The organism is Pseudoalteromonas tunicata, assembly GCF_002310815.1.
Classification (GTDB): domain Bacteria; phylum Pseudomonadota; class Gammaproteobacteria; order Enterobacterales; family Alteromonadaceae; genus Pseudoalteromonas; species Pseudoalteromonas tunicata.
Genome location: NZ_CP011033.1, coordinates 140502 through 155615 on the forward strand (window position 1 = coordinate 140502; position 15114 = coordinate 155615).

Genomic DNA, 15114 nt, shown 5'->3' on the forward strand with positions numbered 1-15114 from the left:
AATATAGAGCTCCAAGGTGTGTGGTGATGCTGATTTGAACATCCCACATGATTAGGAGCTTTATTTTTAACATAAGCAGTATTATTTATTGTTTAGTGTCGTTGCTACCTGGAGGTTTAATCACAAAGCCTTTTTCAATGCCACTTTTAAAGCCTACTTTTTCATATACTCGATGCGCGCCAATTAACTGTTCACCCGATAACAACATTACTTTGTAGCATTGTTGTTGCCACGCAAGCTCAATTGCATAAGTTAAAACTTGCTGACTAAGCCCTTGTTGGCGAAATTTAGCCGCGGTAATGACATGTTCAATAATGCCAAAAGGCCGAGCGCCATTGGCTATGCTTTTGTTCATTGTCAGGGCGCAGGTTGCTGCTAGTTGGCCGTCACGTTCAGCCACTACAATAAAGCTACTTGAGTCGTTAATTAAGTCAGCCCAGGCTTTTTCTGCATGCTTTTGGCTTAAAATCGGATCATGAGGTCGCAATTCTTGATAAAGGGCTTGCACGGCCACGCGATCGGATAAAGTGGCTAAGCGGATCATCTAGGTTATTCCTTTTTAGTTAACAGACTGAAACCCTAAACTTAATAGCGTCAAAACTATCAACTTTAGGATTGATTTTATCACCCAAATAGATGACGACTTCCCTTGCTCCAGCACCAAGAGCAAGCTCACGTAAAATACGATCCTCTATGCTCGTTAAGCCGCCTTCAGTTTTTTCAAGTTGATGCATGATAATTCTAGGTGCAGGTCTAATCCTAGATTTATGGATTTCAAATACGCCATGCTGAATAATTTTTTCAGCGAGAAGAAAATCTCCGACAAAAGATCGTGTATGTTGAAATGGGTTTGTCACTGCAATATTGCCAGAGGTTTCTTGTTTTGCAATCTTCCCTATTGCTTTAACAACTTCACCTTTTTTAGTTTTTTCTATTGCAATATAAGGCTCATCTTCATATTTAATATCTGAAGAAAAAACCTGGATTGATATTTTATTTTGGCTTAACTCAACAAGTAAATCGTTTGAGAAAAGACCTCTCAGAAAGGTTAACAATACAGGCCTCCTAGCCACATTTGTGAAGGTGAAGGAACAGGCCTATTTTTTCTTTTTAACGTCAAAGGCAAAAGGCGACCTATTCTATTACTTTTTACAGAGTATCGAATTGGCTCTTAAAGGCCACCTAAAATTTGGTGGCCTGTTGAAGATGAGCTGACTATTTCTTGTATTTTTCAAACCATGCAATCGAATGTTCAATTTTGCTGATCATCCGAGAGGGTCTTCCTGCAATACCGTGTGGTGCACCTGGAATTTTAACCAATACGGCATCTATTTTTCGTAGTTTAAGCGCTTGATAAAACTGTTCAGTTTCAGCCATTGGTGTACGCTTATCTTCTTCACCCGTCATCAGCATGGTCGGTGTTGTTACATTACCCACCAATGAAAGCGGTGAGCGCTGCCAGTAGTGATCAACATGCTCCCATGGCATACCAGGGAATTGAGTTGGAATTTGCGTTAAACCGCTGTCAGCCGTAAGTACTTTACTCAACCAGTTGATAACCGGTTTTACCACCACCGCGGCGTTAAATCTATCTGTTAAGCCGATTGCATACGCCGTTGCAATACCGCCTGCCGAACCGCCGGCAATAAAGAGGTTTTTCTCGTCGATAAAGCCTTTTGCTATCACCGCATCGATGCCTGAATTGTGGTCGGCAAAATCTTCTTTAGAGCTGTACTTGTACTTCAATAGCATCGCAAAACGCTCACCGTATGAGCTGCTACCGCGATGGTTATCGTAAAATACCACGTAACCTTCGGCTGCATATCGTTGTAACTCAGCAGAAAAATGTGGGCCATAGGCTAAATGTGGACCCCCATGAATTTCTAACAATAATGGATATTTTTTGTTGGGATCGAAGTTAGGTGGCGTGATATACCAACCTTGAATTGTTTCGCCATCAAACGACGATTGATAGCTAATTTCATGTACTTGGCCAAGTGTTTTATGGTCGAGTAAATCATCATTAAGGTGAGTGAGTTGTTTCACTTTACCGCTGGTTGTTGCCACTGCAACATCTGACGGGCGAAGCGCCGTACCATGAGTAAAAGCAATGTTACCCGAGTAATTAGCGCTAAATTCACCACTGATATAAGGACGCCCAAGCGTTGTGCCCGACAACGTATCGGTTAAATCGGTAATTTTACCTTTGGTGGTGATGGTCGCAAGTTTGCGTTTACCAAAGTCATCATAACTGATGGCCAATGTATTGCTTGAAAGCCATGTCGGATCTGCAATAGAGCGGTCAAAATCCGCAGCAATCAACTTTGATTCTTTACTCGACCACGCCATGATGGCGAGCTTATGGTTACGGTATGGGTTAAGTTCATTTGATGCACTCAAATAGGCCAGTTGTTTGCCATCTTTAGAAAACTCAGGAGAATGTTCGCTCCCCGGGGCGTCGGTTAACTGCGTAAGTTTACCGCTAAAATCGATTTCAAATAAGTCGCTTTCAAGGCGCTTGTATTCCCAATCGTCGAAGCGATTGGCTGAAAATACCAGCGCTTTTGAGTCGCTGCGCCAAGCAAGTTTGCCACTGTGGTGATAATTGCCATAAGTTAGTTGGCGCGGTGTGCCGCCTTCGCTTGGCATCACAAACACATGTCGATAGCCTGGTTTTACGAGCCCTTGACCATCGGCTTGATAATACGCCTTATCAATAACAATTGCAGGCTCAGACCATTTTGCGCCTTTTGGTTTAGCGGGCATTTTTGCAATTACGGCTGGTTTTTCTGCCACTAACTGGCTAAAAGCAAGCCATTTACCATCGGGCGACCAGGTTAACCCGCTGACGCCAGACTCTAATTGCGATAACAACGCTGTGCGATTTTCTGTTAAATAATGCACATGAATTTGCGTGCTGCCCGATGCATTGCTTAAAAATGCCACCTTTGAACCATCAGGTGACCAGCGCGGGCTCATATATTGGTTTTCATCAGAAAATAGCGGTGATTGCACACCTGTTTTAGTATCGACCAACCACAAGTTGCGGCGAGTGCTGTCCTTCATTACGTCGTTGCTATTACGAATATAAACGACCTGTTGACCAGACGGTGACAGTTGCACGTCTGAGGCATATTCAAGCGAAAAAATATCATTAGCAGAAAATAGGGTGTTTGCCAGTGCGACAGTTGGGAAGCACAAGCAGGCAACTAACGTCCGTTTGAGGTTGATTGACATAAGGTTTCCGAATCAAAAATAAAAGTAGAATGTGATTGTTGACCAGTAAATTGTGGCCGTCACCTGTTTGGCGATAAACGTACAGCTTAAAGAGGGGAATGACAGGTTATTCAAAAGGTTGCTAAATTTTAAGCGCGTTGCGGAAAAAATTGCACCACCGAGCGCATCGAGGCGCTACGCTTCACCGAGGTTAAAACATGTGTGGTTATAACCGTGAATAGCTCAACCGATTGAAATGCATTTTGAGATAAAAACCGCTCATGCTTGCAAAGTGGGTTGTGTCCATATATGCCATATGTTTTTTCATCATTTCGACACGTTAAAGCAACGTCTTAGTTACTTTTTTTACATCGCATTAAAAGTCCACTCAGTATAAGATGTATTTGCCGTACCTTTATCGGGTATGGTGTTTTACAGTTGAACAGTAACATTTAGAAATTTTTAAAAAATAAGGAAATTTCATATGAATATTGTATACGAAGCGATCTCTACATTAGGCGATTTTGATGTTCAAATATTTTTTTGAGTAGCAATGACACAGCAAAGGAGTTTGTCAATGAAATCCTCTTTAAGATTTAGATTTCTCTATGTAGTGATAATACTAAGTACATTGAGCGGCTGCAGTTTTACGGGAAAATTTAATGAATCAATCGTGAGTGCAGGGGCCGCCAGCTGGAAAATACAACCATTAGCGGTTCGGCAATCTTATCCTGAGTGGTTTCAAAGCGTGTATCTTACCGCTGAAATGCAAACATCAGAGATAAAAAGTTGGCAGCTCTATGTCTTAAGTGACGAAACCTTAAACGATATTGCTCACTTGGCCTATGCAGAAATTCGCTACCGAGAAGGAAAAGAAACCAAGGTGCATGAGTTTCCATTGTATCTTGTACAAACACAACTCCCTGATGATGAACACAAAGGCTATCGCTATACTTATCAGTTTGGCAATGAAACGGATGGGTTTTATAGTAATTACTTAACTCGGCGTTTTTCTTATCAAGTTTCTCCAATAGATGTTCATTATTTGCAGCCATATTTTCGTTCTGATCAGATTAAAACCAATACTATAAGTGTTGAATATGGAATATTACCCGAGTATGGACCTAAAACAGTAGGTGAGTTGATGCGCTCTATGTTTCACCTACGACAAAAAGATTGGCAGAAGTTCTGTCAGGATCCAGTTTATATCTATAGTAAATCAACCGCTTGTGGAGATGTGAAAATCACTGAAATGGATAATAGGATTTTTTAGCCAGCGTTCAAAATTCTTTACCCTACAATATAGTAACTTCGCAGGCCAACCGAGTGCGCTTAGGCAAACTGAACCAATGGGGTCGTCTTTCTTTTTTGCCTTTGATCATAAAAAGTAAAACTTAACTTCAACCCCTATTTCACATTTTTAAATGCAATAATCAGCAAGGTTACTGATAAACTTCATAATAGACAATAAGATACAAGTTTATTTTCCTTACAACTTATTACAAGCAAGCTATTTTATACCGATGAAAAAGCGTTGCTTGCCTTCGCAAGCAGGCTTGCAGCTACGCCAATCTCAAAACATACGTCGATACCAACAACTCCCCCGTTATCACGCCCTGAAAATGAACATTAATTTTAAATCAATTTTTACGACAAAAACCCAGCCTTTAACTCAAAAGCTCGGTGTAGCGCAGCGCCTCGGAGTTCTCTGTGGTGAAAAATCACAATTCAACAATGTAGCTCCTAAAGCCCGACCTACAAGGCGGCCGAGCTGCGCTCGCCTTCGCAAGCAGGCTTGCACCTACAAAAAACCGTTTTTACTTTGAAATCTGCTGTCGGGCTAATGGCTGATGATTTTATCCAGCGCGGCGACGCTATTGCTGCGGTTTCCGCCGCCATCGTGCATTAAAATCACCGCTTCGGGGTGGCTGTAGTGGCTGGCGTCAAATTCAATATCTTGTTGATTCACCACTTGAGTGTGCCAATCACGGGTATCAATTGACCAATTTATAATGCGCATACCCCGCTTGGTTAAGTAGTCGATTTGATCGCCCCGAATGCGGCCATAAGGCGGGCGAAACAGCCTTGGCACATAGCCAATGAGGTTGTGAATGATGTCGTTGGTATTGGCTATTTCGTTTTGCCATAACAGGGCGTTGTCGCTAATGGTACTGCTGTCGGTATGGCGGTAGCTGTGGTTGGTGCATTTCGCTCGCAGGGACTTGGTCGTATTCACTGATATCGGGTGCGCGCAGGCGCACATCGCTAACTTGCGGTAGTAGATTGGGCTCTTTTGTTAAAAACGGTAAAAAAGAATCAAGTGGTAAAGTTGATATACTGACCAAGTCACTGCCAGGGTAATTTTTAATGGTATGTAATAATGCGTGTTGCATCAAAGCAATGCCTGAGCCTTGGGCGAGCGTTGTATCGCCGATTAACCGGCGAGATTGCGGGTCAAAGGGGGCACTCGATGGTTTATTTAGCTCTGCCGCCAAGTCGGTAAAATTGTTTTACGTGGTTGCAAGGTTAAAGTATCGAAAGAAATATAATGTAAATTTAGTTTGCTTTTTGTGTTTATTGCCACTAGCTTAAAACCTTAATTGGGTACATTCGGGTTTTCAATTGTCCCAAATTAACTAATTAGTACCACTTGATTGGTACTCTTAACTTACTTTAAAGGAGATTATCAAAGGATTTATTACCAGTTGTTAGTGAGTCTTTAGAAAGCTTGAACTTGGAGGCCTCGAAATGTTTTACACAGTCCAGAAATTACTCAGAGAGCTGCTTGAGAAATACAAAAATAAACGAGAGACATCGTTGAGTTTAATGGCACAAACCCAATTGCTGGGGGGGAATTTTGGAGAGATTTTAGTTAGCGCCTGGTAAGGTTGTATATTTCAGAGCAGGTAAGGATCTTCATTTACAATATCCCCCTGAGCATCTAAGTCTTAGCTTAAATATAATGTATCCACCAACAGAAAAGCGTCAGATAAAAGTGGATCTAGATTCTAGACGAGTAGTCGAACATGTCGGTCGCCCAACAAAAATGCGGCAAGGATTTATCCATCAACAAATTGAAAGACTTAAAAAAGAGGTCTTATGAAACACATACAAAAGTCCTTTATTGTATTTTTAGTAGCGCTTTTTACAGGTTGTCAAACATTGCCTGCAGCGGTCATTCCAATTTCAGCGTCAGCTTCGGTAGAGATAATTGAAGCACCTGCGCAGATAGCTTGTGGTCCAAAAGATCTCCTTCATCAATACACTATTACCATAGGAGGCAACGGCGCAGATTATTTTGCGCTTAAAAACTGTAGCCCGCAAGAATGCATGGGGCAAGCCAAAATTACCGACATCACATTTCAAAGAACGGAAGATAGGGAAAGTGAAGGGTTTTGGTTGTCGCTAAATCACCAATTTGAGATGGTTGCAGACATTGAGCTTGCTGTTGCTGGGAAAGTTCACCACTCTAAGGTTACGCATCAGTTTCGTTCGTCTGCAATAGTGGATTACATCTGTCGGAATGTGGCTTATCAAATGCCTCGATTAAAACAGAAGATAGATAAGGAACTAAAAAATGCAGTTTTACAATATACCCTTCTTTAAGGCACTGTTTCTACTGTTTTTCCTGAGCAGCTGTAGTTATCATGTTGCTTTGCCTGAGAATATATCGGCTTATACGCCGGCCTTGAAACTGCAGGTAGCAGAGCCACTTCCTGTGTTGTCCTGTCGGTTAATACATTCTGTGCACTTAGAGCAACTAAAAGTCCGATCAGGTGATAACAATACGTCATCAGTGGGCGTTTTACGTCTGGAAAACATTAAATTAGATTCAGGTTTTCGGCCTGCTTGGGATTTGAGTGCTACTTTATTGCAGCCGGATGGCAAAACGGTGAAAATTACGGAGCACGCTGAATTTAATTGGCATTGGAAGCGAGACGTGATGTGCCATCATGCAGCACTGCATTTTCCGGTAGCGCTAGCAGCTTTGGAGATAAAAGCCGTGCAACAACTTCTACATTAGTCTCCGAGTATATTGCGCAGAAGTGATTCGTCAGGGGCCGGTTCTAGTCATCACCACAATTTTATCCAAGCTAAAAGCACTCACGACAAGCTTGTTTAATTGCCAAAGTACTTCTGAAAAGAGTTTCAACTTTATTTTTTAGCCTAATTTTTTAACCGACTAGCAAAAAACCACACCTACTTTTTAACATTCCTGGGTAACAGGCTGTCGATATCGGGTTCTGGTTGGCACAACTCACTAAGACAAGCCATGATGTAATCAAATGCGATTAGGGCATTGGTTTCGAAAATGTAGCTCCTAAAGCCCGACCTACAAGGCGGCCGAGCTGCGCTCGCCTTCGCAAGCAGGCTTGCACCTACAAAAAACCGTTTTTACTTTGAAATCTGCTGTCGGGCTAATGGCTGACTTGTTGGCAAACAAAGCCACACTACCTTGCTCTTCCAATGCCAAACAATACATCTAAAGTAACAAAACGATACCCTTCGTTTTGATAATGGCTGATGATTTTATCAAGCGCAGCGACGCTATTGCTGCGATTGCCGCCGCCATCGTGCATTAAAATCACCGCTTCGGGGTGGCTGTAGTGGCTGGCGGCAAATTCAATATCTTGTTGATTCACGACTTGGGTGTGCCAATCGCGGGTATCAATTGACCAATTTATAGTGCGCATACCCCGCTTGGTTAAGTAGTCGATTTGATCGCCCCGAATGCGGCCATAAGGCGGGCGAAACAGCCTTGGCGCATAGCCAATGAGGTTGTAAATGATGTCGTTGGTATTGGCGATTTCGTTTTGCCATAACAGGGCGTTGTCGCTAATTGTACTGCTGTCGGTATGGCGGTAGCTGTGGTTACCAATAAGGTGGCCTTGTTGGTCAATGGCGATTAAGTCGGCATTACGGTTTTGAATATTTTGCCCAAGTACAAAAAAGGTGGCGTGTATTTGGTGTTTTGCCAACACTTCTAGCACCTGAGCTGTGTAGGCCGATGGGCCATCGTCAAAACTCAGTGCGACTTCTTTTTTAGTATGTAAGCCATGTAAATAGTAACTGCTGTGGGCTTGCTGTAGTTGGTGCATTTCGCTCGCGGGGACTTGGTCGTATTCACTGATATCGGGTGTGCGCAGGCGCACATCGCTAACTTGCGGTAGTAGATTGGGCTCTTTTGTTAAAAACGGTAAAAAAGAATCAAGTGGTAAGGTGGATATACTGACCAAGTCACTGCCAGGGTAATTTTTAATGGTATGTAACAATGCGTGTTGCATCAAAGCAATGCCTGAGCCTTGGGCGAGCGTTGTATCGCCGATTAACCAACGCGAGTCTGGATTAAAAGCGGTGCTTGATGGCTCGGTTAGTTCTGCCTTTAAATCGGTAAAATGGTCTTGCGTGGTTGAGAAGCTTTGGTATTGATTATCAAGGTCAAAGTATTGTTCGGCAATTAAATGGGCGAGCGCTTGGCTTATTAGTACATCACTTAATTGCAATGGTGTATTGCTAGTTTGCAGCTGTTGGCGCTTGGTTAACATTAATTGGCTTAAGAGCTGGGTTTGACGTTCGCTGTCATTAGTATTGCTGTTGATTGGTAAATACAGATAACCGTCTTTGGTGGTAATCGTTGGGCTGTTTTCGCTTAAGTGAATAAGCCAAGGTTGCAGGTGTACTGCAAAAGGTTCACTCAGTGCTTTAATATCGCTTATTAAAGCCTGCATTACAGGGTTGTCGGCAGGCGCGAGACTTTGATCAGAGATATAAACAGTTAACTCGCTATGTGACCAAGTGCTATAGGTAATGTCATCGATTACGAATGGCGCAGGCTCATTGATAATGGGGGGGTTATCAATGGGGGTGTCGCTTGAACCAGATCCACCGCAACCGGTAAGCAAAAAAGTGATGAATAATGTGGTTAAATAAAAACGGGCGTGGGGTTTAGTCATGAGCGCCATGGTCAATCCTTGATTATGAGTCCTTTGCACTAACCTTACTGGTTATTGCCTTGTTTAGCATATGAAAAATTCTAATATTGAGCGTGCGATTAACTCGCGGCAAAGTGGTCGCTTTTAATACACTTTTTATGATGTGAAATAGGCAAGGATTTGAACAGTTAGCTAAACGATTTTTAGTGACATTGTAATGATGGCGCTTGAGAATTATCGCCATTAAATAGCAGACATCATCACAGAAAGATTCGTTTTTAACCTAAGGGAGTGTGCCTGCATGCTAATTTATTGTTTGGTGTTCGAAATAAATGCGGTAAGTCGATGACCAAATGGGATAATCAACCTCCATTAAATAACAGACAAACTGCTCTTTATTCAGCTGTGAAAATGTAAAGATAAAGTCCACGTATTGCTGAATGTTGATCCCCGCAATTGCTTGTAAACTAGGGGCATTTAAATTAACAATCCGCAACTCTGGGTAGTCGGGCAGTTTTTCTGTCCACATGTCTTTGGCACTGAGTTTACCCTCTTCGACCTTTTGATTACCTTGATAACAGCCAACATTAACTGAGCTTTTTATATCTATTTTTTTATCTAAAAAGACCATCATCACCAATTTTTCGGTTGGGTTTTTAATCGAAATACTGGTGGAACTGCAATGGTTATTATGATGCAGTGGGTTGGCGAGTTCGTCTGGGTTACTAAATAAAAAAGTGGCATCAAACGGTGCTGGGTCGGCCAAGGCGTTAAAAACAATACCGGAGTTGCTGGCGGAGTAACTTTGATAGGCATCGAGTAAGCCGGGTGTTGAAAATGATTCGATCACGCCTATTTGAAATTGCTGATGATCAATGCGGCTTTTGCCATCAATCGCCAGTGGTTGCGTAAAACCCTCAGGGTGAGGGTGGGTATAAAATTGTACAAACGGCGGCGCATTGGGTGCTCGATGAATTCCGTGTTTGGCAATGATTGCGACTTCTTGTAAGAACTCTGCGTTTTTTTTGCTCTCACTGAGTACATAGGCACTAAATAATGTATTGACCGATGAACCCATAATACTTTTTGAGGTGGTATAGTGGAGTTTGCGGATATCGTTTTTTTCAGCAGTGTGGCCACAGGCTAGAGTATCACTTAGCGCCCGTTTAAGTTGAGCATGGCTTTTTGAAAATTGCTTAATCACTGACTCAAATTGCAAGGTGATCTGTTGAGCTTGAACAAACCATTGTTGGGCGACATTATGCTTTTTAATGCATAGATTAAAATCTTTTAAGCCACTGCAACCGGGCATCTGAATAATAACTTGATGGCCATTATCACTTTTATTGACCGCATTAAGAATACGCTGAGCGTTTGAGCGGTTATAGCCTAAAAAGTGTGTTAGGCCACTGAGCGTTTGTGCTGAGTGTGGCAAAGCCTGAATAATATTGCTATAGACGTATTTTAACTCATCTCCAGTGCGAGATAAGGCTTCTAAGGCGTGTTCTGATAAAACCATGGCATGCAAATATAGTTAAGTTATCGTTAAGATATCATGGGGATAGTCAAAAGAGTAGCGCATAAGAAAGGGAGCTGCGCTCCCTTAGATTACTTAAAATATTGGTTATTGGTGCTTAGTTACATTGACCGACCATAGACCACGGGCCCCATTGGCCTGAGCTTTCAGGGTTTAGTCCCTGCACCCACCAATTGGCTTGATAAACTTTGTTGTTTAGTTGTACTTTTGAGCCACTTAGGTAAATTTTTGTCGGATCCCATGTTGCAATACCGCTACAACCACCGGTATCACCTGATGAAACACTGACTTGTTGGCTCGTTTGCGAGGTTAAACCTTGAGCATCTGAAACCGTTAAGGTCACTTGATAACTGCCGGCCGCGACAAATGTATGCGTAGGTGAGTTGGCATTAGAGTATGTGCCATCACCGAAGTCCCAGCTAGAAGACGTTACGGCTTTGTCATCTGTAGAGCTATTACTAAAATTAACGCTCAGCCCATTTTTGCTAATACTAAAGCTGGCTTTTGGTGGCTGGTTGCTATCGCCACCTGAGCATGTTCCTTTGTTTGCCCAGACATTATTATAAATCGATGGAATTGCCCCAGTTGACCACCAAATTGCTTCATATTTATTGCCTTGATAGCTAACTTGATCGCCCAGCGCATAACTGATACTGGCACTCCAAGCATTAAGTCCATCACACCCTGGAGGAGTGGTATCGTCATTGACCGTAACCGTTTTGGAGATTGAAGTTTGTTGCTGAGCTGTGTCGGTGACAGTTAAAACTGCGGTGTAGCTACCTGGAGAATAACTATGGCTTGGATTGGTTTCATTGCTCTGTTGGCCATCGCCAAATTGCCAGTAATGACTAACAATACCTTTATCGTCGGTTGAGGTACTTGAAAACGTCACCACACTATCATTAACGGTATAACTGAAATTCGCCATTGGTTTTTCGTCGGTAGGAACATCTGTACCTATGCCTGTTTTTTGTTGGATCCAGTTTAGGTAGCTTGTGGTGCGAGTAAATGCGGTCGCGCCCCGACAGCCTTGACCCCAACTAACAGTTCCGATGCTATAAAATTGGCCATTGGCTTCAATTGCAAAAGGGCCACCGCTATCGCCATTACAGGCCGATACGCCACCGGCTCCACCACCACAAATTACTGAGCCAGGAAGGTTAAAGTTGAGTTCACTACTACAGCTTTGATTTGAAATAACGGGTAAATCGACTTCACGTAAGCGATCGCTCGGGCGTCCTTGGTTTGATGTCAACCCCCAACCCGATACAGTAACATTTCTGCCAATACTGGCATACGTTTGTTCTATTTGCTGAGTCGGAAGTTTCGCTGGGGTGTACTCACCACTCGCAGGGCTTGCTAAGCGCAATAAACCAATGTCGTACCCTGAGCGAATACCATTAGCTCCACGCCAATTTTCATGAGTAATAATTTGAGACACCGCTAGGGTTTGCCCATCATTTTGGCTCAAGCTATGTGCACCCACTCTTACGCTAAGTGAGTTTGTTGAGGCATTGTCTAAACAATGTGCCGCTGTTAATACCCATCTGTCGCTGATTAATGTTCCCCCACAACCTTGTTGACCATTCATTAATAGCGCCACTTGATAAAGGCGAGAATAAGGTTGGCTTTCTTTGCCGCCGACTATTTGTGGCGTGACATCAAAATCTTGACTAATTGCGGCACCGCTATAGAGCAAGGGTGTTGCTAAAAGACCTGCGACTAATAGATTGAGCTGTTTTGTTGTTGTTTTCATTTTTAAATACCTGTTGTTTTTAGATACACCAATATTGGTTTCTAAGATCTACTCTCAGATATTTCAATGGTCAAATAACAAGCAAATATATAAACTCATCTGACCTGTCAGGTGAAAATAGCCTAATTTTTATAATTGGTTGAATTTAAACAACAATGATTAGTAACATAATAATTACAATTGAACGTTTTATGCTCGCCCAACCTTGACTTAATAATGATATTGAGATGACAAAAAAGAGAAGTTTGCATGATATTTCGTGCTTAAAAAACAAGCTAACGCTTAGCGTCATTGAGCTGCGGCCCAGTGAGATGATTGTTTTTTTTCAGGCCAAAAAACCCCAAAAAGCGATTATTTATTGGTGAGTTAAGCTTGTTGTTTTTTTTAGAAACTAAATAATAGTGTAAATTTGAATATACAGTTAAAAGCAATGCTTAAACGCCAGAGGGTATTTATTAATATACTGTTTTAAATGATTTTTTGTGTGGTACTTGTTTATTTTGTTAGCGATTTTTTAACAAGGTGATCAAAGCCATATTGTTGCATTTTAAATCAGAGTTACAGTGGCTGCTCTTAGGTCTGACATATTTAGTCTTACGGTACTTCTGGCAATTAATAATTGTTTTGTGTTCCTTAAAAATAAAAAAACCGCAGCGAGGCTGCGGTTTTGGCTCAACTCATCTTAGGGATGAAATTTTTACGGGATTTGCTTCCATGGGCCGCCATTGGCTGGTGCATCACCTTGGGTCCACCATTTTGCTTCGAAGTGAGTAGTCGTGCCATTAACTGTCACACTGGCTTTATCACCTTTTACATACACTTTGGTCGCAATCCATGGTGCAATACCCCCGACAGGAGGTGTTTCAACTGGGGGTGGGGTTAAATCTTCATCAACCACACGAATGGTTGGCCAACTGGCGTGTGAGCCGTAAAAGTTGGTGACACATTTTCCGTAGTCGCCTGGCACTAAAGCAGAATAGGCAGTTTGAAAACCCACTAATTCACATTCAAATGAGAAACCGCCTGGGCGATCGGCATAGTATTTCCAGTTGCCATCCCAGTTGGTGTAAAGCACGTCGGTAGCGCCATTTAAATTGAGACTGCCATAAGGAGTTTGTTGCCAACAGGTGTTTTCTTCATCTGTTTCAACGGGCACATTATAAAAGTGTGCCAGCCCTTCCCAGTAACGAATACGATTAACTGGTTGACCTTTCGTTTTATTTTGTGCACCACACTCAATGCCACCATTAATGACATTAATTGTGGTACCAAAGCCGTAACCAATGCCTGCATCTTGTTCACGTTGTGAAGGCACCCAAGTGCGATCTATCACATGGAGCATGGCCGGTTTCGGCGCTTGTGGGGTTAAGAAAAACCAAATTGCAGACGCTAAATTGAGCCATGAATCGGCAACAAGACCCGGGTTGTTTAATAACACTGTGGCATCGCCATCAAACATGACTTCTGAAAACATGCCGTAGTTGAAATGATACGAAAGCTGTTTTGCCCCGCGGCCAAAATAACCCTGATTTTGCGCACAAGGCCAACGTTTATTTTGCCAATCGTTTTGGCCACAGCCAGTGGTGTAGCCTGGTTGCCCTTCAGACCAGCCCATTTCACGCACATGCACCAGTGCTTGCTGCCACTCTTCTAAGCCATTTGGATTATCGGATGTATTAGTTTTTGCAATGTGGCCACCGGTTTCTTGCGAGAAGTGTGCAAACGCGGTGACAATTGATTTTTTACAAATGGCATCGGCGTTGCGGCCATCGGTATAATCACCACAAAAGGCCGAAAACTTACCAATAGCTTGTAAAAAACGAGTGTATGTATATTCAGGCGCCGCCATTTGGGTTAAAAAGTTCCACTCTGATTGTGGAAAAACACGCTCAACACGCTGAACGTTAGCTGGGTTTGTGGTTGCACCTGGCGAAATGGCTTCAACTATGTTATTTGCACGTGTTTCAAGGGCTTTGGCCCAAATGTCATACATTGGATTTGGGGTTTTTGCGTCTTGCGCAGCATTTATTTGGCCACGGGAAACAATATAACCATTGGGATTATCAGGGTCGATTTGAGCTGTCATGGCTAAACAATTGGCTGAAACCAAAGAGCCGATAAGTACGCTAACAAGCTTGAGTTTAAACATGACGCTTTTCCTTATGATTACCATTGCAATAAACAAAAATATACCCAGCTAAGTTTATATTTTGTGTAACTTGTAAATATAATGTTTACTTTTGACATCGCTGTCAATACCTGTTTTAGGGATTGCTTGCTGCTTTGGAATTATTTATAGGTGAGAACGTGCTGGTGATAAGTAACTTTAAGACTGGATAATAAATCTATCTAAGGTTGCTATTTTAACGTTAACAGCGATGGAACCACGTGATCTAAGCTCGCTATTAACGAGCCAATCGAGCTTGTTCACCATGAGAATCTCTGGCTAGAGATAAGTAACTTAGGTATTTACGTTTAATCCAATGCGCTGGTAAATCGCTTTTCGCTGCATTTGATCGTTTACCTCTGTTTATCTCTGTGTTTTGGCTGGTTAGCTTTCTCTTTATTGAGCGCATTTAGTCATAAAATTCGCTCAGAAAATACTGGGTTCGAGGGCGTAAAACTATGTCTCTGGGAGCAAAAAAGTTTTAAAATTTTAGATTGGTAGCGCG

Annotated in this window: 12 protein-coding genes; 3 read left to right on the top strand and 9 right to left on the bottom strand. The window is 42.4% G+C overall.

What is annotated here, in order from left to right:
- Nucleotides 1–85: 85 nt before the first annotated feature.
- From PTUN_RS18510 to PTUN_RS18520, 3 genes are all read right to left on the bottom strand, one after another.
- Entirely contained in the window at nucleotides 86–544 is a 459-nt protein-coding gene (locus PTUN_RS18510; protein WP_009836422.1) for a GNAT family N-acetyltransferase, read from the bottom strand.
- A gap of 19 nt (nucleotides 545–563) precedes the next feature.
- On the bottom strand, nucleotides 564–1055 hold the full coding sequence (locus PTUN_RS18515; RefSeq protein ID WP_232284959.1) for a rod shape-determining protein: 492 nt from the start codon (nucleotides 1053–1055) through the stop codon (nucleotides 564–566).
- 160 nt (nucleotides 1056–1215) lie between these two features.
- Nucleotides 1216–3237: a S9 family peptidase gene (locus tag PTUN_RS18520; RefSeq protein ID WP_009836420.1), complete on the bottom strand. Its 2022-nt coding sequence runs from the start codon at nucleotides 3235–3237 to the stop codon at nucleotides 1216–1218.
- 556 nt (nucleotides 3238–3793) lie between these two features.
- Between PTUN_RS18520 and PTUN_RS18525 the strand changes: the two genes are divergently transcribed.
- Nucleotides 3794–4489, top strand: a complete 696-nt coding sequence (locus PTUN_RS18525) for a hypothetical protein (protein WP_096035266.1) — start codon at nucleotides 3794–3796, stop codon at nucleotides 4487–4489.
- A gap of 567 nt (nucleotides 4490–5056) precedes the next feature.
- On the opposite strand, the gene PTUN_RS18535 is transcribed toward PTUN_RS18525, so the two are convergent.
- Together PTUN_RS18535 and PTUN_RS22020 are read right to left on the bottom strand one after the other, a co-directional pair.
- A complete protein-coding gene (locus tag PTUN_RS18535) occupies nucleotides 5057–5452 on the bottom strand; it encodes a polysaccharide deacetylase family protein (protein ID WP_157742139.1) in 396 nt (131 codons plus the stop codon).
- Nucleotides 5379–5711, bottom strand: a complete 333-nt coding sequence (locus PTUN_RS22020) for a hypothetical protein (RefSeq protein ID WP_009836416.1) — start codon at nucleotides 5709–5711, stop codon at nucleotides 5379–5381. Before PTUN_RS22020 ends, PTUN_RS18535 begins: the two co-directional genes overlap by 74 nt.
- Nucleotides 5712–6315: 604 nt before the next feature.
- On the opposite strand from PTUN_RS22020, the gene PTUN_RS18540 reads away from it, so the two are divergent.
- Together PTUN_RS18540 and PTUN_RS18545 are read left to right on the top strand one after the other, a co-directional pair.
- A complete protein-coding gene (locus tag PTUN_RS18540) occupies nucleotides 6316–6822 on the top strand; it encodes a hypothetical protein (RefSeq protein ID WP_009836414.1) in 507 nt (168 codons plus the stop codon).
- On the top strand, nucleotides 6794–7240 hold the full coding sequence (locus PTUN_RS18545; RefSeq protein WP_009836413.1) for a hypothetical protein: 447 nt from the start codon (nucleotides 6794–6796) through the stop codon (nucleotides 7238–7240). Before PTUN_RS18540 ends, PTUN_RS18545 begins: the two co-directional genes overlap by 29 nt.
- 427 nt (nucleotides 7241–7667) lie before the next feature.
- Here the strand turns inward: PTUN_RS18545 and PTUN_RS18550 are convergent, their stop codons facing one another.
- From PTUN_RS18550 to PTUN_RS18565, 4 genes are all read right to left on the bottom strand, one after another.
- Nucleotides 7668–9179 (bottom strand): polysaccharide deacetylase family protein, encoded by a 1512-nt coding sequence (locus tag PTUN_RS18550; RefSeq protein WP_009836412.1) that lies wholly within the window; start codon nucleotides 9177–9179, stop codon nucleotides 7668–7670.
- A gap of 274 nt (nucleotides 9180–9453) precedes the next feature.
- The gene (locus PTUN_RS18555; RefSeq protein ID WP_009836411.1) at nucleotides 9454–10668 is read right to left on the bottom strand and encodes a hypothetical protein; all 1215 of its coding nucleotides are present in this window, start codon (nucleotides 10666–10668) and stop codon (nucleotides 9454–9456) included.
- Between the two features lie 115 nt (nucleotides 10669–10783).
- A complete protein-coding gene (locus tag PTUN_RS22485) occupies nucleotides 10784–12442 on the bottom strand; it encodes a trypsin-like serine protease (protein WP_009836410.1) in 1659 nt (552 codons plus the stop codon).
- Between the two features lie 697 nt (nucleotides 12443–13139).
- Nucleotides 13140–14591, bottom strand: a complete 1452-nt coding sequence (locus PTUN_RS18565; protein ID WP_009836408.1) for a chitinase — start codon at nucleotides 14589–14591, stop codon at nucleotides 13140–13142.
- Between the last annotated feature and the right edge of the window lie 523 nt (nucleotides 14592–15114).

Bases quoted from the DNA above. Each gene is read 5' to 3' on its own strand.
- PTUN_RS18510 (WP_009836422.1), bottom strand. From the start codon at position 544: ATGATCCGCTTAGCCACTTTATCCGATCGCGTGGCCGTGCAAGCCCTT.
- PTUN_RS18520 (WP_009836420.1), bottom strand. From the start codon at position 3,237: ATGTCAATCAACCTCAAACGGACGTTAGTTGCCTGCTTGTGCTTCCCA.
- PTUN_RS18525 (WP_096035266.1), top strand. From the start codon at position 3,794: ATGAAATCCTCTTTAAGATTTAGATTTCTCTATGTAGTGATAATACTA.
- PTUN_RS18540 (WP_009836414.1), top strand. From the start codon at position 6,316: ATGAAACACATACAAAAGTCCTTTATTGTATTTTTAGTAGCGCTTTTT.
- PTUN_RS18545 (WP_009836413.1), top strand. From the start codon at position 6,794: ATGCAGTTTTACAATATACCCTTCTTTAAGGCACTGTTTCTACTGTTT.
- PTUN_RS18550 (WP_009836412.1), bottom strand. From the start codon at position 9,179: ATGGCGCTCATGACTAAACCCCACGCCCGTTTTTATTTAACCACATTA.
- PTUN_RS18555 (WP_009836411.1), bottom strand. From the start codon at position 10,668: ATGGTTTTATCAGAACACGCCTTAGAAGCCTTATCTCGCACTGGAGAT.
- PTUN_RS22485 (WP_009836410.1), bottom strand. From the start codon at position 12,442: ATGAAAACAACAACAAAACAGCTCAATCTATTAGTCGCAGGTCTTTTA.
- PTUN_RS18565 (WP_009836408.1), bottom strand. From the start codon at position 14,591: ATGTTTAAACTCAAGCTTGTTAGCGTACTTATCGGCTCTTTGGTTTCA.